A 21762-nucleotide genomic window follows, 5' to 3' on the forward strand; every position below is an offset into this window, starting at 1 on the left:
CTCCTGTAGAGGGGTGTTATCGGGAGGTGAGGGCTCGGCGGGCCACGCGGGCGACCGCGTCCCGCAGGGTGGGTAGTTCGTCGTCCGGGTGGTTGAGCACCACGGACGAGATGCCGGCCAGCATCACCTCCGCGAGCAGCAGCTCGTCGGGGTCGGACGACCAGCCGGCGAACGCGTGGTGCAGCGTCTCGAAGTCGGGCCACAGCGGCTCGAAGGCGGGCAGGTCGAAGATGCTCAGCATCTGATCGAAGATCAGCGCCACCTCGCCCCGGTACCGCACCACCAGTTCCGCGAAGCCCTCGATGGCGGCGTCCCGGGCGGCGTCCGCGTCGAGGGTGGAGAGCCGGGCGGTCAGCGCGGCCAGGTCCTGGCCGGCCGGGGCGATGAGCGCGACCAGGATCGCGTCCTTGCTGTCGAAGTGGTAGAGCACCGTCGCCTTGGAGCAGCCGACCTCGTCCGCGATGGTCTGCAACGAGGTGCCCTTGAAGCCGGCGGCGGCGAACTGCCGGGCGGCGACGGACAGGATCTCGTCGCGGGTCTTGGAGCGGGCCATGATTATCACTGTGTCTGACCGATCGGTCAGAAGCTGGCCGATCGGTCAGATTGTTGGATTCGTCACACCACATGCGCTCCCACCAGGCATTTCGTCACCGCTCGTGTGGGCCGTATGACAGTCGGTGGGCGCGAATCCACTGTTCGGTCATGAATTGCACCGGACCTCGATCTACCCGGCGACGAGGCAACCGGCACGACGTATGTTGGCACCGGCTCGAGGCACCGCCAGCCTCGACGCACCCCACCTCGCCCCGAGAGGACCCCCGCGATGCGTAAGGCAATGGCCGCCCTCGCCGCGTTCGGCATGCTCGCCACCGGCAGCCTGACTGCCTGCACCGACGACGGAGGGGACAGCGGCGGGAACGACGGCGGCGGCAACACCACCACGACCAACGGGGGACCGGCGAAGGTCGGCGTGATCATGCCGGACCGCGACACCCAGCGGTGGGGAACCGACGACCCGAAGTTCCTCAAGGCGGCGTTCGACGCCGCCGGGGTGCCGGTCGACATCCAGAACGCCGAGGGCAGCCGCGAGCGGTTCGTGGCGCTGGCCGAGAGCATGATCTCCAGCGGCGCCAAGGTGCTGATCATCGTCGCCCTGGACGCGGTGTCCGGCAAGGCCGCGCTGGACCGGGCCAAGGCGGCCGGGGTCAAGACCATCGACTACGACCGGCTGACGCTCAACGGCGGCGCCGAGTACTACGTCAGCTTCGACAACCGGCAGGTCGGCGTGCTGCAGGGGCAGGGCCTGGTCCGGTGCCTGACCGAGAAGGGCTACGAGAACCCGGTCGTGGCCCAGCTCAACGGCTCGCCCACCGACAACAACGCCACCGAGTTCAAGCGGGGGTACGACTCGGTGCTGCAGCCCAAGTACGACGCCGCCGTGTACCGCAAGGGCCCGGACCAGTCCGTCCCGGACTGGAAGGACAGCGTGGGCTCGACCATCTTCCAGCAGATGCTGAACCAGCAGCCGGAGATCGAGGGTGTGCTGGCCGCCAACGACGGCCTCGGCAACGCGGTGATCAACGTGCTCAAGAAGAAGAAGCTGAACGGCAAGGTTCCGGTCACCGGGCAGGACGCCAGCGTCCAGGGCCTGCAGAACATCCTCGCCGGGGACCAGTGCATGACCGTCTACAAGGCGATCAAGCCGGAGGCCGAGGCCGCCGCGAAACTGGCCATCACGCTGTTCAAGGGCCAGACGCCGGACGTCAAGGAGCTGGACCGCCAGAAGGACGTCGAGTCCGGGGCGTACGTGCCGTTCGTCAAGCTGAACCCGGTCGCGATCGACAAGACCAACATCAATCTGGTCATCGAGGACGGCTTCGTCGACCGGAAGGCGGTCTGTACCCCCAAGTTCGCCCAGGCCTGCGAGGACGCCGGCCTGTAGCCGGCGTCCTCCCGGTCGGCCGCCCCCCGTTGATGCCGTACAGCGACCGGCAGGCAACCAGCGTGACCTGGGCCCGGGCCGGGCGGAACCACGGACGCCGAACGCCGAACAATGGCGGATGTTTCCGCAGGTCCGGGGTTTGTTCGGGGCTGCGGCCCGAACAGATCAGGGGTGGCGTCCACAGCGGATGACATATTCCTGACCCAGCACGGACGGCTCCACCAGGCTCGGCGACCATGGGTGCGTGACCGATCGCCGGGGCACCAACCGGGGGGACTGACATGCCGGACGCGCCGCCCCGCCGGGGGCGGAAGGAAGCGCCGCTCGATCCGGCTGCGCCACCGCACCGGCGGGAGCTCGCGCAGCAGTTGCGCGACCTCAAGGCCGAGTGTGGCGGACCCACCTACCGGGTGCTGAGCGAGCTCTCGCACTGCGCGTCCGGAACCCTGTCCGAGGCGGCCAACGGCCGCCGGCTGCCGACCTGGGAGACCACCCGGGCGTTCGTCACCGGGTGCCTGCGCCACGCCGGGCGCGAGGCGGAGGCGTCGCGGCTGTCCGCCCAGTGGCGGGTCCGCTGGGACCGGGCCGCCGCCGCGGAGGCGGAGCACGACGCCACCCCGCCGCCGGTGGCCGTCCCGGCGCGGCCGGCGGTGCCACCGGCCCGGCGCGGCCGGACCGGCCGCCGGCTGCTGGTCGCGGCCGTCGCCCTGGCCCTGGTGTGCGCGCTCGCCGGCAGCGTGGCGCCCGGACCGCCGCCGATGACCGGTCTGTTCAACGTCGTGCTGGCGCCCTACCGCTGGTCCGGGCCCGGACCGTTGCCCGCCGTCGCGCCGCGGCTGCAGGCGGCCATCCGCGGCGAGCTGCGGACCTGGTCGGCCCGGACGCCCTCGGCGCGGACCCGCGGTCCCGAGCGGATCAGCCGGATCGACGGCGAGGCCGGATTCGCGCAGGTCGCCCGCGCGCACGGCGCCGACGTGGTCCTGCGGCCGGATTTCCGGGCGGCGGGCGACGGCCTGACCGTGACCATCGAGATCTTCATCGCGGAGCGGACGCTCGGCGAGACCCCGGAGTTCGCCGGCCTGCACAAGCTCGGCCTCACCGAGCCGGCCGACGTGATCGACGGCGACCTGCGCCTCAACGAGGAACTCGCGGAGAGCACGGTCCACTACCTCGACGCCGTGGTGGCGTTCGTCCGCGGGCTCGGCGCGTACGGCCGGGGTGAACTGTCCGCCGCCGAGGAGCAGTTCCAGCTGGCCGACCGGATCCTGGCGACCGTCGAACGCGGCCCCGGTGGGCACCGGATCCGGCGCGAGGTCGTGCACCTGATGCTCGGCAACACCGTCGGCGCCGCCGATCCGGCCCGCGCGGCGGTGCACTTCAGGCGGGCCGCCGAGGACGCTCCGGGGTACCGGCGGGCGGAGATGGGCCTGGCCGAGACCGCCCGGACCACCGCGCACTGCCGGCCCGGCGACCGCAACCGGGCCCGTCTGGAGGAGGCGATCGGGCACTACCGCCGGGCGCTGACCATGGACCCGACGGTCGACCCGGCCCGTGCGGTCTTCCTCGACATGAAGGCCCGGCTCGGTCTCGGGCTGGCGTACCAGTGCCTGAGCCTGGCCGGCGCGGCGCCCCGCTGGGCGCTGGCCGAGACGGAGTTCGGCGCGGTGGCGCGGTTGTACCACGGCGCGCGGCTGGACTCCGGCAGCGCCCGGCAGGCCCGGTGGTTCGCCGCCGAGGCGCGCGCCGGGCAGGCCCTCAACGCCCTGGCCGGCGGCCGCCCGGCGGCCGCCGCGACCGCCTACGAGGAAGCGCTGGGGCTGCTGGCCGGGATGGACGTGGTCCGGCCGACGTTCGTGGAACGGGAGCTCGTGCTGCTGCGCAACCTGCGCGCCACCTACGCCCGGCTCGGCCGGACCGCCGACGTGGCCCGGGTGGACCAGCGGATCACCGCCGCCGAGCGCCGCCGCTAGCGCCCTCGCGGGGCCGGCCCTTGAGGTGCCGGCCGAGCTGGCGGGCGATCTCCCGCTTCGCGTCCCGTTCCGCCAGGACCTGGCGTTTGTCGTACGACCTGAGGCCACGGGCCAGGCCCAGTTCGACCTTCGCCCAGCCGTTCGCGAAGTACAGCGAGAGCGGCACCAGGGTGAGGCCGTTGCCGTCCCGCAACTGGGCCCGGATGCGGTCGATCTCGATCCGGCGCAGGAGCAGTTTCCGGGTACGGCGCGGCGCGTGGTTGGTCCAACTGCCGAAGCCGTACTCGGCGATGTGCAGGCCGTACAGCATCAGTTCGCCCTCGTGCTCCCCGGCGAACGCGTCCCGCATCGAGACGTAGCCGGCCCGCAACGACTTGACCTCGGTGCCGGCCAGCACCAGCCCGGCCTCGTACGTCTTGAGGATCGCGTAGTCGTGACGCGCCTTGGAGTTCGTGGCGATGAGCTTCTGACCGGTCTCGCGGGGCACCGGCCCACTGTCTCACACCGCTTTTTATCAGGGCTGTTAACAATTCGATCGAGACATCCACGATCGCCGATGTTGCGGTTACTCTCCGACTGTCCTGAAGAGATCCTTCGGGCGCCCCCTCCAGGAGGCATGCGTGCACAGACGCACCCGGCCCGCGCTAGTCGCCGCCCTGCTCACCACGTCGGCCCTGATCGGCATCGCGCCGACCGGCGCGGCCGCCGTTCCGACCGCACCCCCACCCGCCGACCCCACCACCGACTCCGCGTACGACTTCGTGGACAACCGGCCCGGCGCCGTCCCGCCGCCCCGCGCGGCGCGCGCCGCCGCCGGGATCACGGTGCGGTGGAACCGGCTCGGCACCCCGGCCTCGCTCACCGGCAAGCTCGCCACCGGCCTCGACGCCGACCCGGAGAAGGCGGCGCGGCAGTACCTGAAACGGAGCACCGCCTTCTTCGCGCTCGGCGCCGGCGCGGTCGACACGCTGCAGACGGTCGCCGAGACGCCGGTCGGCAAGGGCGCGGTGGTGCTGCTGCGCCAGCGGTACGGCAAGCTGCCCGCGGCCCACGACGGCATGGTCGCGGTGGCGGTCCGCGACGGCGACGTGCTCGCGGTGAGTTCCTCGCTGAGCCCGGAGGTGGCCGAACCCGAGCCGGCCACCCGGACGGCGGCCGAGGCGCTCACCGTGGCGCTGCGGGACGCCAAGCTCACCCGTCCCGCCCTCGGCGACCACCGGGTCCGCCTGGTCGCGGTGCCGATGCCCGGGGCGGCGCCCCGGGCCGCGTACGAGGTGGTGCTGGTCGCCGCGGACGGCGAACACGGCTACACCACGTACGTCGACGCCCGGGCCGGCACCGTGCTCGTCCGCGAGAACCTGGTGAACTTCGCCGACGACAACCCGCGCTGGAAGGTGTTCCCGGCCACCCCGACCGGCGCCACCGACACCCGGCAGACCTGGTGCGCCGTCGCCGCCGCGGAATGCGCGCGGGCGGTGACCGACCCGGCGACCGGCCGGGCATGGGACATCGACCCGGCCACCGGCACGCCGTCGCAGACCACGATCGGCAACTCCGCCGAGGCGGTCCGGTTCTGGGACGCCGTCACGCCGCAGGTGCCGGCCACGCCGCGGCCCGACCGCGAGTACACGTACCCGTTCACCAACCAGTGGGCGACCAGCAAGTGCGACCCGGCCACGCTGGCCTCGCCGCAGCAGGCGGATGTGGACGCGGCCACCGCCAACCTGTTCGCCATGCACAACCGAATGCACGACTGGTCCTACCACCTGGGCTTCACCGAGGCGACCTGGAACCTGCAGAAGACCAACACCGGGCCGTACGGCAAGGGCGGCGACGCGGAACGCGGCAACGCGCAGCAGGGCGCACCGACGCAGACCACCCGGAACAACGCCAACCAGAACAGCCCGCCGGACGGCATGCAGCCGGTCAGCAACATGTACATGTGGCAGCCGATCGCCGGCAACACGTACCCGCCGTGCGGGGACGGGGACTTCGACATGACGGTGATCGGGCACGAGTACACCCACGCGATCAGCAACCGGATGATCGCCGGCCCGGACAACAACATCAGCTCGGCGCAGGGCGGCGCGATGGGGGAGAGCTGGTCCGACCTGATCGCGATGGAGTACCTGTTCGAGAGCGGGTACACCCCGCGCGGCAGCACGCCGTACGTGACCGGCGGGTTCGTCACCGGTGACCTGAACGCCGGCATCCGGAACTACGACATGAGCAACAGCCCGCTGAACTACTCGAACATCGGCTACGACCGGTTCCCGGCGGTGCACCCGGACGGCGAGATCTGGAGCGCCACCAACTTCGACGTCCGCCGCGCGATGCTGTCCCGGTACGGCGCCGGCACCCGGGCGGTGCAGGAGAGCTGCGCGAACGGCGCCACGCCGGTCACCGACTGCCCGGGCAACCGGCGCTGGGCGCAGCTGGTGTTCGACTCGTTCCTGCTCGCCGCGACCGGGAACATCAGCATGCTGGACATGCGCGACAACATGCTCACCGCGGACGCGCTGCGCTTCGACGGCGCCAACGCCGACCTGCTGTGGAACGCGTTCGCCGCCCGGGGCCTGGGCGCCGGCGCGGCCAGCACGCCGGCCGACACCGACCCGGCACCCAGCTTCGCGTCACCGTACGCGGAGAATGTCGAGCTGACGTTCAAGCCGGCCGGCGCCGGGGCGGGCAAGCCGGTCCGGCTCTACCTGGGCGACCACGAGTTCGGTGCGGTGCCGGTCGCGGACACCGACCCGGCGACCGCGATCCCGGAGACGTTCACCGTGGTGCCCGGCACGTACCGGTTCCTCGCGGTCGGCAAGGGCCTGGGCCACAAGCGGTTCACCCAGCCGATCTACCCGGGCGGCAACACCACCGTGACCGCGGTGCTGACCGCCAACCTGGCGTCCGCGACGTCCGGGGCCACGGTCACCGGCGACGGGGCCGCGCTGCCGGCACTGATCGACGACGCCGAGGGCACGGTGTGGACCGGCACCGGCGGAGTGGCCGGCCGGCAGGTCACCGTGGACCTGCCCGCCGACCGGGCCCAGCTGGTGTCGCGGGTACAGGTCAGCGGCTTCTCCGGGCAGATGGCCGCGGTGCGTGCGTTCGAGGTGCTGACCTGCGACGCGACCCGCGGCGCGGACTGCGCCACGGACGGCGGGTACCGGCCGGCGTACACCAGCCCGGCGGACGCGCTGCCCGGCGGCGCGTACCGGCCCAAGACGCCGCAGCTCATCATGCGGTCGTTCACGGTGCGGCCGGTCCCGGCCACCCACGTGCGGTTCCGGGTGGTGAGCAACCAGTGCACCGGCAACCCGATGTACGCCGGCGAGCAGGACAACGACCCGCGCAGCTCGACGGACTGTGCCACCTCGGCGGCCGTGGCGGCGCGCCAGGTGGTGGCGGCCGAGTTCCAGGTGTTCAGCAGCTGATACCGGTGCGTCCCTGGGGTCCGGGCACCAACCCGGGCCCCAGGTCGCACAGGTACGCGGTCAGCGCCAGCCGTGCCTCGACCAGCTCGGCGAGGTCCGTGGTCAGTGGTTCGCCGAGCCGTTCCAGCGGGAGTGCGGTAAACGCGCTGCGCAGCAACAGGCCGCCGTCGAAGCCGTACCGCAGGTCCGCCTCGGGCACCGCGGCACCCTCGTCCGCCAGCCCCTGCGCGTACGCCGTGAGCAGGATCTCGTGCAGCGCGGGCAGGTCGCCGGCGCCGAGCATCCCGGCGTGCGCCAGCCCGACCAGGAGCTGGCCGAGGTCGTCGCCGGCCGCGGCCAGCCCGCCCATGCTCCAGTCGATCACCACGAACTCGTCCGGGCGGTCCGCCGGAACCAGCAGGTTCTGCGGGCTGAAGTCGCCGTGGACCATCAGGTGCGGCAGCGTGGCGAGCCGCGCGATCACCGCGGGCAGGTGCCCGGCCAGCCGGTCCAGCGCGGACCGCAGCGCGGTGTGCGGCGCCAGCAGCGGATGCTCCCAGGTGCGGGCGTCGGCCAGTGCCGGCAGCTCGGCGACCTGCAGCCGGCTGGCGTAGTGCAGCCCGGTCAGGTAGCCGGGGCTCCGGGAGGCCGTGGGCGGGAGCGCGTCGTGCCGGGTGAGCAGCGCGTTCATCCGGCCCAGCCGGCGGGCCGCGCGGGCGAACCGGCCGGCGTCCCACGGTGCGGGGGTGACCTCGACGTTCTCCATGACCACGGCCATCCGGTCGGTGCCGAGGTCGATGACCGCGTGCACGACGGGCAGCCGCAGGCCGTCCGGCAGTAGCTTGCCGACGCCGGCGGAGTAGACGTCGGCCTCGTAGTGCCAGAGCGGGCTGGCCAGCGCCTGGTCGCGCAGGGCGGGTGGGAGCGTGCCGATCAGCGGCCAGTGCCGGTATCCCCGGAGCAGCTTGACGAAGACCACCTCGGCGCCGTGGCGCAGCCGGACCGCGCCCTCGGTGTTCGGCGAGCCGAACGGGTAGTCGACCCGGATCCTGGACGTGATCCCGGCCGCCGGGTGCCGCATCGTCGACCTCTCCGGCGAGCTGCAGGTGAGCAAGCAGGGACTGGGTCAGCTCGTCGCCCAACTGGCGGCCGGCGGCTACGTCGAGATCACCGACCAGGCCGGCGACCGGCGCGCCAAGGTGGTCCGGCGCACCGCCGAGGGCGACCGGGTGGTCCGGGGCGTCCGGGACGCGCTGGACGACCTGGAGGACCGCTGGCGGCGGGCGGTGGGTGCGGACCGCTACCGGGTGTTCCGCGAGGTGCTGGCGGAACTGGTACGGGACGCGGACCGGTGACACCGGCCCGCGTCCCCGTCTCTCACGCGCCGGGTGCGGTGTCCCCCAGCGGAGCCAGCAGATCCGCGCGGCCCTCGAACGCGAACAGCAGCAGATCCACCATCCGGAACGTGTCGCGGTCCGGACCGAGCGTGGGACGCCAGCCCGGGTCGCGGACGATGGAGATCCGGCTGCCCTCCATGGCCCGGTGGAACACCTCGGCGACCAGCCGGCCGCCGACCCCGGTGAGCCGGCCGCCGTGCAGCTCGGCCTCGCGGAGGATGTAGAACCACAGCGGGGTGCGGTTGGCGAACGCGGTCTTCTCCTCCTCGGTGAGGGCGTCCAGCACCGCACCGCCCGAGCCGGCGAGGATCTCCTCCGGCTTGAGCGCGCCCAGACCCAGGAACTCCGCCATCTCCTGGCCGCTGGCCAGCTGCACCATGTTGGCGCGGACCAGGTTGCGGAACGCCAGGTTCAGCTCGATCGGCGGCGGGTTGCCGGTGCCGCCGAACGCCCCGCGCGGCAGCGCGGCCAGCGGGTCGACGAGCAGCGTGTCGATGCGCTGGGCGAGGTTGATGCCGGCCGGTGCGGCCAGGTCGGGGCGGTTCGCCTCCACGGCGAAGTCGTACAGCCGCCGCCAGTCCACCGTCCAGTTGGTGGGGAGCCGCTCGAACAGGCCGGACTCCTGGTCGTTGAGGTCCTCGGCGAACGGGTCGAAGTTGCCGCTGGTGCCGCTGAAGACGAACAACAGCGGCAGCGTGCCGCGGGTGCCGGAGAAGATCCGGTTCCAGTCGTACGCCGCCCGCACCATGCTGTGCCCCAGCCGGTACGCCGCCACCGAGAACTCGATCGGCATGGTCGGGGTGTCGCCCGCCTTGACGTGCGGGTACGGCCCGCTGGTGCCGGCCGGGGTCTCGAAGAACCGGCGGCCGTTGGCGAACACGTCGTCCACGATGGACGGGTCCACGATGCGCGGCAGGAAGTCGGTCTTCAACATCCACTGGTAGTGCCGGACCACGCTGCCGCGGGCCCGCTCGAACAGCACCGCGCTGGGCACGCCGCGGTCGGCCAGCTCGTCCGCGACCCGGTTGTGGAAGCGCTGGAACGCCAGATGCGTCTGCGCCACGATCAGGTTCTCGTCGTTGCGGAGGTCCGGAATCAGCGCGGCCTGCCGTTCCGCCTTCTTCGAGCCCTGGGTGACGCGCGGCAGGTCGTACCCGTTGAGGTTGATGTTGGTGCCCGGTCCGTCGATGGCCGCGGTGAGGCCGACCTTCAGCTTCACCTTGTCCGGCGCGTAGAAGCGGTCGTCGTCGGCGTCCCGCGGACCGCGCCCGTACACCGAGTCCAGATCCAGTGCGGGCGAGCGGCCCTGCAGCAGCTCGTTGACGGTGACCCGGTCGCCCAGCGCCTTGGCCGTGTTGTCCAGGGTGAGATCGTGGTCCACGAACTGGCCGAGATAGGTGAATCCGGCCGGCACCACCGGGTCCGCGGACACCGGCTGGGTCGTGCCCTCCTCGGCCGGTGCGACGGTCATCGCCCGGGCGACCTTCTCCAGCAACGCCGGGTCCAGCGGCTCGCCCTTGGGCCCGATCCGGGAGAACCGGAACTTGCGCAGTGCGGCTTCGGTCGACGGCCGCTCGCACACACCGCCGTTGGAGTCGGTGGTCAGGATTCCCTCACCGACCACGTAGTAGTTCTCGCGCATGTGACGCTTCACGTGGCGTACCCTTCGCCTGCATGTCGCCGGCCGCCCGCCCAGGGCAGGACGACCGGCGGGACGCGTCCCCCTCGGCCGCGTCCACAGGAGAGGAAGCGGCGGGGCGCGAGAAGATACGCCGGAACGCCGGGTGTCGCCTTACCGACGGTCGCGGCGGCGTCAGCTCGGCGCGGGAATCCGGCGGCGCATGGAGTAGGTCACCGAGGCCAGCCGGTGCGGCTCGTTGATCACGTGGATGGCGGCGCGGTCGTAGGCCTGCCAGCCGGCCGCCCCGGCCCGGTTCAGGTGGCGCAGGTCGTCGAACCGTTCGTCGGTGCCCCAGCGAAGCACTCCGCCGGGGTGATGGAACGTCGCGGTCCAGTCCATGAACTTGTCCGCCCCGAAGGTGCCCGCGGACCGGTATTCCAGCCGCGCATATTCCCAGTTCGCCACGAGATCGATTATGCCGTCACGGTGTGGTTTCCGCCGTCCGGACCCTGTGCTTGGCTGAGCGGATGGATCCGGACCCGATCGCATACCTGGACACCGCGGCCGGTACGGCCGTGGGCCGCTCCTACAAACAGCGCTTCGTCCGCGCCCTGGACGTGCGCCCCGGTCACCTGGTGCTCGACATCGGATGTGGTCCGGGCACCGACCTGGCCCGCCTGGCCGGCACCGGTGCCACCGTGCTCGGCCTCGACCCCGACCCGGGCATGCTGGCCGAGGCCCGCCGGCGGCTGGGCGGCCGCCCGGGCGTGCTGCTCTGCCGCGGTGACGCGCACGCGCTGCCGCTGGCCGGGGCCACCGTGGACCGGATCAGGGCCGACCGGGTGCTGCAGCACCTGCCCGCCCCGGCCGGCGCGCTCGCCGAGGTGCGCCGGGTGATGCGCCCGGGCGGGTTGTTCGGCCTGGCCGAGCCGGACTGGGAAACGCTGGCGGTGGCCGACCCCGACGAGCGGACCAGCCGGCGGTTCGCCCGGTTCGTGGCCGGGCGGGTGCGCAACGCGACGATCGGCCGGCAGGCGACGCGGCTCTGCGAGCAGGCCGGGCTGCGGGTGGAGTCGGTGGACGCGGTGCCGGTGACCTTTCAGGACTTCGGCACCGCCGACCAGATCCTGGGGTTGCGCCGCAACGCCGACCGGGCGGTGCGGGCCGGCGACCTGACCGAGGCGGAGGCGCGGCCGTGGCTGCGCCGGCTGGCCGGCGGCCCGTTCCTGGCCGGCTTCACGTTCTATCTGGTCACCGCGCGGTCCAATGCATGACGCATTGCCCTTAGGGGTGATGCAGAACACCCTGAAACCTACCCTGACCTCGTGGTTATTGGCTTGGGTACGCTCCCACGCGGTCGTAGGCTCCCGCTCGTCAAAGGGGGGACCGCGCGATGGCGAAGCTGGTTTGCGGACGCTGGTCGAAATGGATTGTGCTGGCCCTGTGGCTGGGCGTGCTCGCGATAGCGGGCCCGATGGCCGGGAAGCTCACCGAGGTACAGAAGAACGACAATTCGGCCTGGCTGCCGGGCGGCGCCGAGGCCACCCAGGTACTCGAACTCCAGGCCCGGTTCCAGTCCGACGACATCGTGCCCGCGGTGATCGTCTACGAACGCCCGTCCGGCATCACCCCGGCGGACACCGCGAAGGCGACCGCCGACGTCGCCGCGTTCGGCCGCATCGACGGCGTCACCGGCCAGGTGGTCGGCCCGATCCCGGCGAAGGACGGCCAGGCGCTGCAGGTGGTCGCGCCGATCCGGGTCGACGCGGACGGCTGGGACCAGATCGTCGGCGTCGTCGACGCGATCAAGGAGACCACCGGCTCCGGCCCGGCCGGGCTCGGGGTGCACCTGACCGGTCCGGCCGGTAACGCCGCCGACTCAGCCAAGGCGTTCGAGGGCGTCGACAGCGCGCTGCTGCTCACCACGCTGGCGATCGTCACGATCATCCTGCTCATCACGTACCGGAGTCCGATCCTCTGGTTGTTGCCGATCATCAGCGCGGGCGCCGCGCTGATCGGGTCGCAGGCGCTGATCTACCTGCTCGCCAAGAACGCCGGTCTGGTGGTGAACGCGCAGAGCGCGGGCATCCTGACCGTGCTCGTGTTCGGCGCCGGCACCGACTACGCGCTGCTGCTGGTGGCCCGCTACCGCGAGGAGTTGCGGCGGCACGACGACCGGCACGAGGCGATGGCGCTCGCCCTGCACCGGTCCGGCCCGGCCATCATCGCCAGCGCCGCCACCGTCGCGATCGGCATGTCGATCCTGACGTTCGCCGAGGTCAACTCGACCAGCGGCCTGGGCCCGGTGTCCGCACTCGGCATCATCGTCGGCCTGCTCGCCATGATGACGCTGCTGCCCGCGCTGCTGGTGATCTGCGGCCGGTGGCTGTTCTGGCCGGTCCGGCCCGCGTTCGGCTCCGCGGAACCGACCGCCACCGGCCTGTGGGCGCGGCTCGGCGGGCAGATCTCCCGGCGTCCCCGCACGGTCTGGATCGGCACCGCGCTGGCGCTCGGCGTCATGTCGCTCGGGCTGTTCCAGCTCAACGCGAACGGCCTGTCCACCGCGGACCAGTTCACCACGGAACAGCCGTCGGTGGCCGGCGAGAAGGTCCTCGCCCGGCACTTCCCGGCCGGCGGGGGACAGCCGGTCACGGTCATCGGCAACGCCGCGGCCGCCGACCAGATCCGCGGCGCGTTCTCCGGTACGCCGGGCATCAGCAGTGTCGCCGACCCGGTCGTCAAGGACGGCCTGGTGCTGTTCGAGGGCACGCTGCAGGTGGCGCCGGACACGCCCGAGGCGCAGCGGATCGTGGAACGGGTCCGGGACGCCGTGCACGCCGTACCCAACGGCGACGCCAAGGCCGGCGGCATGACCGCGATGACGCTGGACATCAACAACGCCAACAAACACGACAACCGGCTGATCATCCCGCTGGTGCTGCTGGTCGTCCTGGTCATCCTCGGCATCCTGCTGCGGTCCATCGTGGCGCCGCTGATCCTGATCGCCACCGTGGTGCTGTCGTTCGCGGCCGCACTGGGCGTCAGCGCGCTGGTCTTCCGGCACGTGCTCGGGTTCGCCGGCGAGGACACCTCGTTCCCGCTCTACGTGTTCGTCTTCCTGGTGGCGCTCGGCATCGACTACAACATCTTCCTGATGACCCGGGTACGCGAGGAGACCCAGCAGCACGGCACCCGCCGCGGCGCCCTGATCGGCCTCGCCGCCACCGGCGGGGTGATCACCTCCGCCGGCATCGTGCTGGCCGGCACGTTCGCGGCGCTGGCCAGCCTGCCGCTGGTGGCGTTCGCCGAGATCGGCTTCGCGGTGGCGTTCGGCGTGCTGCTGGACACCCTGGTGGTCCGCTCGGTGCTGGTCACCGCGCTGAACCTGGACCTCGGCGGCCGGATGTGGTGGCCCAGCAAGCTCCAGCACGTTCCGGACGCGCCGGAACCCGCGGCGGTGCCGGCCGACCCCGAACCTCAGGTGCCGTCCACGGTCAACTGAGCCATGCCGGCGACCGCATCCAGATCGATGCGGTCGCCGGCGTCGTCCCACCGCTCCGGCGTGAACAACGCGCCCGCGGCCACCCCGGCGTGGATCCGCCCGCCCAGCACCACCCGCCCGGCGCCGCTGCCCAGCCGTACCCGCACCGGCGCCGTCCCGGCCGTACGCACCGCCAGGTCCCGCACACCGCCCGCCATCCGTACGTTCAGCGTGCCCTCCGGCCGGGGCAGCGTCAGCACGATCCGCCCCGCGCCGCCCGCCAGCTCCACCCGCCGCAGCCGGCTGCCGGACAGATCGATGCGATGCTGCTCGGCCCCGCCCGCCACACTCAGGTCCCAGCGCACCCGCTCGTTCAGCACAATGTCCACCACCCGGCCGCCGGCACCGTCCAGCGCCAACCGGACCCGGCCGCCCGCCTCGGTGGCGTACGGCCGCCCGCCGTCCACCGGGGTACTGACCCGGTACAGGTCGTCACCGATCGCGGCCGACCGCACGGTGACCGCGGCCGCGGCACTGACCAGATCCAGACCCGCAGCGGTACGCCCGTCCAGCGGCCCGCTGACCGTGTGCCCGGACGCGGGCGACGCCGAGCCCCAGCGCGCACCCTGAGCGTCCGGCGGTGGTGCGGTGGTGTCCTCGTCGCCACCCAGGGACGCCACGGCGAGCGTGCCGGCCAGCAGGACTCCGGCGCCGACCACCAGCGCGAGGCGGCGCAGCACGTGCGGCGGATGCAACCCGTTTCCGGTCGGTGCGGTCGAGGCCGGGACGGCGGTGACCGGTAACGGGAGTTCACCGGTGTCCTCCCGGAGTGCGTCGCTGCTGCCCTCCCACGGCGCGTCGATGCTGCCCTCCCACGGCGTGTCGATGCTGCCCTCCCACGGCGTGTCGCTGTTGCCCTCCCACGGCGTGTCGCTGGTGTTCTCTCGCCGTGCGTTGCCGGTGTCCCGCGGGCCAGGCGGGGACTCGGAAGCGTTCCAGGGCGTGGGCTCGTCGTGGTGCAGCGGGCCGGTCGTCGGCAGTTCCCGGGTGTTCTCGTCGAGGCCGGCCCGGGGGCGTGCACCGGCCATCCACTCCAGGCCGACGGGCGGCATCAGGTTCCCACCGGCCGGCGAAGCGCTGCCGGAGATCGCCGTCGTCGGCTCCATCCCGGCGTCCTGGCCGGATTCGGCGTCATAGGTGCCGGGTGTGGGGTCGTGCTGCAAGTGGTGCCTCCGCTCCCATGGCTGTGCCCAGGGGTACGGATCCCGGCGCCCGCCGGTTCGCTCCACCCGACCCCAACCCCAGCCGAGGCCGTCCTCTACGCCGGTCCGTCACCTCCCGCGGTCGAGGCCGGGCGCTCCTGCGAAGTACCGAGCGTGCCGTAACTCTCCACGCGGGGCCGGGGTGGCGCGGTGTGTGGTTCCCCGGTGCGCAGCGCGCCGCAACTCAGCACGCGGGGGCTGGGTGCTGGGGGCGTGTGGAGTTGCGGTGCGTAGCGCGCCGCAGTTCAGCACGCGGGGGCTGGGTGCTGGGGGCGTGTGGAGTTGCGGTGCGTAGCGCGCCGCAGTTCAGCACGCGGGGGCTGGGTGCTGGGGGCGTGTGGAGTTGCGGTGCGTAGCGAGCCGCTGCTCCACACGCCCCGGCCGGCAAGGAGGCGGGTGATCCGCTGCGAACCGGGCACATCGGGCGACGCGACCGGCCGGAGCGTCGAAGTCGTGCAGCCGTGGTCGATATCCGACCGCAGGTCCACAAGATCTGCCGGAACGTGGCCGAGGTGGGAGACGGCGCGGCGGATTCGGTAGACAATCCCGTCCCCACGCCGCTCCTCGGAGCAACGCCACCACCACCCTGTGTGCACGTTTCACGGATGTGCGGAACGCGACCGGGTCACCGTCCCGGAATCCGGGCCGGGTCACCCGATCGCGGACACCAGTGCCGGATACCAGCGATCCGCCATCTTCTGGTCGCCGCTCGCGTCGGGGTGCACGCCGTCGCCGGTGTCCACCGCCGTGTCGAAGCCGGTGAACTGGTCCACCACGGTGATCGGGGACGCCGCCGTGGTCTTCGCCGCCGCCCAGCCGGGGATCGCCTGGTTCAGGTCGACCACGCGCTGAGTGCAGGCCGCGCAGTTCGCCGGTGTCATCGGGATGATCTGCGCGACCAGGATCTTCATGGTCGGCTTGCTGGCGCGCATCTGGTCGACGAGCTTGCCGAACGCGGCCAGGATCGTGGCGGGGGAGCGGTTGTTCCAGACGTCGTTGGTGCCGAAGTGCATCATCACCACGTCCGGCCGGGTCGCGGACAGCCACGGTGGCAGCTGGTTCTGGTCGGCGACGTTGGTGGCGAGGATGCCGCCGTGGCCTTCGTTCTCGCCGTCGTAGGGGAAGCCGCAGCCCTGCGCCGGCAGCGTGCCGACGAAGTCGACGTTGGTGTGCCCGGAGCGCTGCAACTGCTGCCACAGCAGGGCGCGCCAGCAGCCGGGGGAGCCGGTGATCGAGTCGCCGAGCGCCATCACCCGCACCGGACCACCCGAGGGCGGCGTGGACGGCGGGGTGGACGGGGGCGTGGACGGCGGGGTGGACGGCTCGCCGACGTTGCCGGTGCAGGTGGTGCCGTTCAGCGCGAACGACGCGGGTGCCGGGTTGGCGCCGGTGTGGCTGCCGTTGAAGCCGAAGGAGACCGCGCTGCCGGTGCCGACCGTGCCGTTGTAGGGCGCGTTGCGCACCGTGACCTGGCTGCCGGACTGGGTGACCGTGCCGTTCCACAGCTGGGTGACGGTCTGGCCGGCGCCGAAGGTGAACGTCAGTGACCAGGACGGGAGCGGGTCGCCGAGGTTGGTGACGGACACGGCGGCGCCGAAGCCGCCCTGCCACTCGTTGGTGACGCGGTAGTCGACGCGGCAGCCGGCGGCGGCCGAGGCGGGGCCGGCGGCGACGGCGACCGCGGCGCCGACGGCCAGCGCGGCCACGGCGGCGGAGAGGAGCGCGGGGGGTCGCATGGGGTCTCCTTCGGTGGGCGGAGGTGACAGCGGCGCTTAACCGTGAAAGAGTCGCATGGGAGCGCTCCCAACCGCAATCCACGATTATCTATTAGTTTGGACTCCAGCCTAAGTCGACCCTTGACGGCATGGGGGCGGGCGGTCAGTCTGGGAACGCTTCCAGTTACGGATGTCGATCCAGGAGACCGCATGTCCACCAGGAGAACGCTTGCCGTGCTCGCCGCCGTCGTGGTCGGCGGGGCCACCGCCGCCGTCGCGGCCCAGGCGCAGGCCGCGGCCGGCTGCCGGGTCACGTACGCGGTCACCAACCAGTGGCAGGGCGGCTTCGGCGCGAGTGTCGACGTGACCAACCTGGGCGACCCGGTGCACGGCTGGACGCTGACCTTCGGGTTCCCGTCCGGGCAGACGATCAGTCAACTGTGGAACGGCACCCACACGCAGTCCGGCAGTCAGGTCAGCGTGCGCGACGCGGGGCACAACGCCGCGCTGGGCACGAACGGGACCGTCTCCTTCGGCTTCAACGGCGCGTTCAGCGGCACCAACACCGACCCCACCTCGTTCACGCTGAACGGGACCGCCTGCACCGGCGGCATGGGCGGGACGCCCAGCCCCAGCCCGCCGCCGGCCGGGGGTGCCGACGGGCGGCAGATGGAACGGCTCGACCGGGGACTGATCAGCGTCCGGTCCGGCAGCGGCAACCTGGTCAGTTGGCGCTGGCTGGCGAGCGACCCGGCGGGCGTGGCGTTCAACGTCTACCGGGCCGGCACCCGGGTCAACGCCACCCCGGTCACCGGCTCCACCAACTACCTGGACGCCGGGGCGGCGGCCGGCGCGGCGTACACCGTGCGGGCCGTGGTCGACGGCACCGAGCAGGACCCCTCGCCGGCCGCGCTGCAGTTCCCGGCCGGCTATCTCGACGTACCCATCCAGAATCCGAACTCCGCGGCGTATGCCGCGAACGACGCCAGCGTGGCCGACCTGGACGGCGACGGCCGGCTCGAGATCGTGCTCAAATGGGAGCCGCTTAACGCCAAGGACAACTCGCAGTCCGGCGTGACCGACCCGGTGTACCTCGACGCGTACCAGCTGACCGGCACCCGGATGTGGCGGATCAACCTGGGCCGCAACATCCGGGCGGGTGCGCACTACACCCAGTTCCAGGTGTACGACTACGACGGCGACGGCGACGCCGAGGTGGCCATGAAGACCGCGGACGCGACCGTGTCCGGCACCGGCCAGGTGATCGGCAACGGCTCGGCCGACTATCGCAACGCCAGCGGGTACGTCCTCGACGGTCCCGAGTTCCTCACCGTGTTCGACGGGCGGACCGGCGCCGCGCTGTCCACCGTCGACTACGTGCCGTCCCGGGGCAACGTCTCCTCCTGGGGCGACTCGTACGGCAACCGGGTCGACCGGTTCCTGGCCGGCACCGCGTACCTGGACGGCCAGCGGCCCAGCCTGATCATGGCGCGCGGGTACTACACCCGCACGGTGATCGCCGCCTGGGACTTCCGCAACGGCACGCTGACCCGGCGCTGGACGTTCGACAGCAACAGCTCCACCAACGCCGGGACCGCCGGCCAGGGCAATCACCAGCTGTCCGTGGCCGACGTGGACGCCGACGGCCGCGACGAGATCGTGTACGGGTCACTGACCGTCGACGACAACGGCGCCCGGCTGTGGAACACCGGCCACGGCCACGGCGACGCGCTGCACGTCGGCGACCTGAACCCGGCCCGGGCCGGCCTGGAGGTGTTCAAGGTCAGTGAGGACACCAGCAAGCCGTCGTCCTGGTTCGCCGACGCCCGTACCGGTCAGGTGCTCTGGACCACCCCACCCGGCGGCGACAACGGCCGCGGCGTCTCGGCCGACGTCTGGTCCGGCAGCGCCGGCGCCGAGTCCTGGTCGTCGGCCGCGGACGGCGTGCGCGGCCCCTCCGGCGCGGTGGTGACCAGCCGCAAGCCCGGCTCGGCCAACTTCCTGGCCTGGTGGGACGGCGACCCGGTCCGCGAACTGCTGGACGCCACGCACATCGACAAGTACGGCACCGGCGGCGACACCCGGCTGCTGACCGCGTCCGGGGTGCACTCGGCCAACGGCACCAAGTCCACGCCCTCGATCTCCGGCGACCTGCTGGGCGACTGGCGCGAGGAGGTGATCTGGCCGACCAGCGGCGACACCGCGCTGCGGATCTACGCCAGTCCCACGCCGACCGACCGGCGGATCACCACGCTGCTCCAGGACGCCCAGTACCGGCTCGCCCTGGCCTGGCAGAACACCGCCTACAACCAGCCGCCGCACCCCAGCTTCTTCCTCGGCGCCGGCATGGCCGATCCGCCACGACCGGCGAATATCTATCAGCCCTGACGTCTTTCCAACGGTCGCCAATGGAGATCATTCTTCCGTCTGAGCCGTCTCTGGGCGGTCTGTGGGCTGTGCGGGCTGAAGTAGCCGGCGAACAGGGAGTCGAGGGCGCGCCGAGCACGTTGCGGGCTGTCCGGGCATCAGATGGCCGTACACCCGCAACGTGAATCCGGGATCGGCGTGCTGGGTCTTCCACGGCAGGGTGACAGCCGTCGGCGGGTACCGCTTCAGATGCGCGTCGGCAACGGCGGCGACACTGTTCGGCAGGCCAGCCGCGGCCCCACCCGCTCGACGAAATCTCGTTGCTTAAAGGTAAGCCGAGCGACCTGGCTCGGACAGCGATCCCAGAGCGGCTCACGTACGCCGCGCAAGCTCATCGCGACGGGTCGTCACTGTGGAGGCCAGCAGGGCCGGGTCGCATACGGCGAGATGGTCGCGTACCAGGAGATGCACGAACCGGTACTCGGTGTCGACAAACGACAGCAGGCTCCGGTCGGCCGCGAACTGGAGCAAGCCCGGCCGCCAAGGATCCGGTTCCCCCGCGAACACCAGCACGAAGCGGGTCAGCGACGCCAGCGTCGTCTGGGAAAGCGCCATACCGATCACCCAACCCACTACTATGCCGATGACAGCGGACAACGTCGGCCATAAACCGATGAACGCCGGAAGTGGCCAGAATGCGCTGGCGATGATGACGCCCGGCGCAGACAGCAACGCCTGAATGACAAGCGCCAAAGGCGCGCGGCCGACCGGTATGTCCCGGTCGGTTGTCATCGGGCCGTACACCAGCGTCGTCCAGGATACAAACGCAAGAAATCCTATCAACCCGGTTAACCAGAAGTTGCTGCTGACCTCCCAGTCCGCCGGCATCAACTCCAACAGAACCCACAACTCGAGGTACAGTACGGTACCGATAAAAACCGACCAGGCGAACAGGAGCAGGTATCGCGCCGTGGTCATCCGGTTTGGGGAGGCTACCAACTGGGCGTTGGTAAGAAATAGCATACCCAGGAAGCAGGCAGCGGCTCCAGCCAGCAGACCGATTACCATTCCGGTTTTCTGCGCGATGACTGCCGCCAATGCGATCGCTCCGGTGAAGGCGGGGGCGACGGTAAGCCACCCCGCCTGAATCCTCTTCTGGGCATCATCGAGGCCCGCGTCCAACGCTTGCACCGATGGCCGAGCTACCTGGACCCCAGAATTCGTCGCTGTCGAGATGTGGGCCAGCGCACGCAGCGCGAGCAGCGTCCGCTCGGTGCTAAGACTCCAGGTGCGCGCTCGGTGGCGGGCCAGCACTTCGATGACATAGGCGTCGAAGAGCAGCTTGCGTCGAGTCTCCGGGTTTCCGTCGTGCGGCACCAGTCGTGCCGACTTCTCGCCGTAGGCGAGTGCCATGACGTTCAGCATCAGCGGAGTGGTGAGCATCTCCCACAACTCCTTGTCGCCGGACAGCGCCTCGGCCACCCCATTCAGCTGGGGACTGATCGCGTGCAGAAATGCGACTACCTGCTCCCGCCGGAACGGCTGGATCTCCACTGCGCCCTGTAGCCGCAGCCGACCGCGAAGCGAATCGTAGTCGGCTGTCCGGCTGCACACAGCTAGCCGGGTGACCGCCCGCTGCAACTCGTTGATTTCTTCGACGCACCGCTCGCGATCACGCTCGCTCACCTCGTCCAGACCGTCCAGGAGGAGCACCAGACGGTCCTCTGCCAGCCATGTCGCGGACACCATCGCGGGGATGCCATACCGCTCGCGCAGCGTGGTTCCCAGCCACAAGGACATCGGCTGCGGATCCGACGAGCGCGTTCGCGACGGCAGCCAGCGTCGGCGCGTGCGTGGCCGCGACCAGTCGGTGAGATCAACGACAACCGGTACGGGTGGCTCGTTATCCGGACTCCGCCGACGCTGGGCGCGCCCATCGGCGATCAGCCGCTCCGCCAGGTCCAGCAGTTGCGTTGTCTTTCCCGCGCCCGGCCCGCCCAGGATGAGCATGGAGCCGCTGAGCTCCTCGAACACCGCACCGATGTCACCCGCCTCCGACACCTGAAACGTCCCGGCGTCGATCCGCTGCACGAGGTGCGCCGGCTGCCGGACGGCGTCCGGTCGCTCGTCGAGCGAAAGCGCGATTCGCACCTTTTCTGCAAACGAATTTCGCTGCCGCAGATCTATATAGCGGGCCACCTGATCGAGCGCGCGATCGATGTTCCGTGGGTCGTTGGGGTGTCGAGTGGAGATCGCCTCGCCGCGAGAGCCGCGCTGCTCGATCACCTCCAACGCAACAATGACCAGCACGCAGACAACGGCGACCGGCCAGACCCAGTCAGCAAGCGGCGCAAGCCACGGCGGCGGTGTCCCACCGGTGCCCACGTTTATCGCAATCGGGACAATGAGGAGGGCTGCCATGGCCCCCAGGAACTTCTGCGCTACACGCAGCACCGAACCTCTCAGCACCGGGAACCCTCCGCCGTCACAGTCGTATCTTGCCACCAGCGGCATGGGCATTGACGCTGATGGCCCTGGGCCACGTTCGTCGCCGCGTGATGCGATCTTGGCCCCAGCGCTCTAATAGCGCCTGG

General features: G+C 71.4%; 15 protein-coding genes. 7 read left to right on the forward strand and 8 right to left on the reverse strand.

Features of this window, described 5'->3' with window-relative positions:
- Positions 1-16 precede the first annotated feature (16 nt).
- On the reverse strand, positions 17-553 hold the full coding sequence (locus LDL48_RS15870; protein ID WP_225255890.1) for a TetR/AcrR family transcriptional regulator: 537 nt from the start codon (positions 551-553) through the stop codon (positions 17-19).
- A 270-nt stretch (positions 554-823) separates the two neighbouring features.
- Here LDL48_RS15870 and LDL48_RS15875 point away from each other — a divergent pair, with 270 nt between their 5' ends.
- Both LDL48_RS15875 and LDL48_RS15880 read left to right on the forward strand, forming a co-directional pair.
- The gene (locus tag LDL48_RS15875) at positions 824-1942 is read left to right on the forward strand and encodes a sugar ABC transporter substrate-binding protein (protein WP_225255892.1); all 1119 of its coding nucleotides are present in this window, start codon (positions 824-826) and stop codon (positions 1940-1942) included.
- 281 nt (positions 1943-2223) lie between these two features.
- Positions 2224-3912 (forward strand): hypothetical protein, encoded by a 1689-nt coding sequence (locus LDL48_RS15880; protein ID WP_225255893.1) that lies wholly within the window; start codon positions 2224-2226, stop codon positions 3910-3912.
- Here LDL48_RS15880 and smpB read toward each other — a convergent pair.
- On the reverse strand, positions 3887-4399 hold the full coding sequence (smpB, locus tag LDL48_RS15885) for an SsrA-binding protein SmpB (protein WP_225255894.1): 513 nt from the start codon (positions 4397-4399) through the stop codon (positions 3887-3889). The two genes, LDL48_RS15880 and smpB, sit on opposite strands and share 26 nt — an antisense overlap.
- A gap of 133 nt (positions 4400-4532) precedes the next feature.
- Here smpB and LDL48_RS45380 point away from each other — a divergent pair, with 133 nt between their 5' ends.
- Entirely contained in the window at positions 4533-7346 is a 2814-nt protein-coding gene (locus LDL48_RS45380; RefSeq protein ID WP_308016462.1) for a M36 family metallopeptidase, read from the forward strand.
- Here the strand turns inward: LDL48_RS45380 and LDL48_RS15900 are convergent.
- A complete protein-coding gene (locus tag LDL48_RS15900; protein ID WP_225255895.1) occupies positions 7336-8406 on the reverse strand; it encodes a phosphotransferase in 1071 nt (356 codons plus the stop codon). The two genes, LDL48_RS45380 and LDL48_RS15900, sit on opposite strands and share 11 nt — an antisense overlap.
- Here LDL48_RS15900 and LDL48_RS15905 point away from each other — a divergent pair.
- A complete protein-coding gene (locus LDL48_RS15905) occupies positions 8381-8680 on the forward strand; it encodes a MarR family winged helix-turn-helix transcriptional regulator (protein ID WP_225255896.1) in 300 nt (99 codons plus the stop codon). The two genes, LDL48_RS15900 and LDL48_RS15905, sit on opposite strands and share 26 nt — an antisense overlap.
- A 22-nt stretch (positions 8681-8702) precedes the next feature.
- Here LDL48_RS15905 and LDL48_RS15910 read toward each other — a convergent pair whose 3' ends face one another.
- Together LDL48_RS15910 and LDL48_RS15915 are read right to left on the reverse strand one after the other, a co-directional pair.
- Positions 8703-10376: a peroxidase family protein gene (locus LDL48_RS15910; protein WP_225255897.1), complete on the reverse strand. Its 1674-nt coding sequence runs from the start codon at positions 10374-10376 to the stop codon at positions 8703-8705.
- A 159-nt stretch (positions 10377-10535) separates the two neighbouring features.
- The gene (locus tag LDL48_RS15915; protein WP_225255898.1) at positions 10536-10808 is read right to left on the reverse strand and encodes a hypothetical protein; all 273 of its coding nucleotides are present in this window, start codon (positions 10806-10808) and stop codon (positions 10536-10538) included.
- 62 nt (positions 10809-10870) lie between these two features.
- Between LDL48_RS15915 and LDL48_RS15920 the strand changes: the two genes are divergently transcribed.
- Positions 10871-11617: a methyltransferase domain-containing protein gene (locus LDL48_RS15920; RefSeq protein ID WP_225255900.1), complete on the forward strand. Its 747-nt coding sequence runs from the start codon at positions 10871-10873 to the stop codon at positions 11615-11617.
- A 119-nt stretch (positions 11618-11736) separates the two neighbouring features.
- Entirely contained in the window at positions 11737-13845 is a 2109-nt protein-coding gene (locus LDL48_RS15925) for an MMPL family transporter (protein ID WP_225255902.1), read from the forward strand.
- Here the strand turns inward: LDL48_RS15925 and LDL48_RS15930 are convergent.
- Entirely contained in the window at positions 13821-15047 is a 1227-nt protein-coding gene (locus LDL48_RS15930; RefSeq protein ID WP_225255903.1) for a toast rack family protein, read from the reverse strand. The genes LDL48_RS15925 and LDL48_RS15930 overlap by 25 nt on opposite strands.
- A 689-nt stretch (positions 15048-15736) precedes the next feature.
- Positions 15737-16822: a cellulose binding domain-containing protein gene (locus LDL48_RS15935; protein WP_225255904.1), complete on the reverse strand. Its 1086-nt coding sequence runs from the start codon at positions 16820-16822 to the stop codon at positions 15737-15739.
- Between the two features lie 189 nt (positions 16823-17011).
- Between LDL48_RS15935 and LDL48_RS15940 the strand changes: the two genes are divergently transcribed.
- Complete coding sequence (locus LDL48_RS15940; protein WP_225255905.1) at positions 17012-19189, forward strand: rhamnogalacturonan lyase family protein; 2178 nt, start codon at positions 17012-17014, stop codon at positions 19187-19189.
- 351 nt (positions 19190-19540) lie between these two features.
- Here the strand turns inward: LDL48_RS15940 and LDL48_RS15945 are convergent, their stop codons facing one another.
- The gene (locus tag LDL48_RS15945; protein WP_225255906.1) at positions 19541-21682 is read right to left on the reverse strand and encodes a hypothetical protein; all 2142 of its coding nucleotides are present in this window, start codon (positions 21680-21682) and stop codon (positions 19541-19543) included.
- Positions 21683-21762: the final 80 nt, after the last annotated feature.

This window comes from Jidongwangia harbinensis (assembly GCF_020216025.1).
Classification (GTDB): domain Bacteria; phylum Actinomycetota; class Actinomycetes; order Mycobacteriales; family Micromonosporaceae; genus Actinoplanes; species Actinoplanes harbinensis.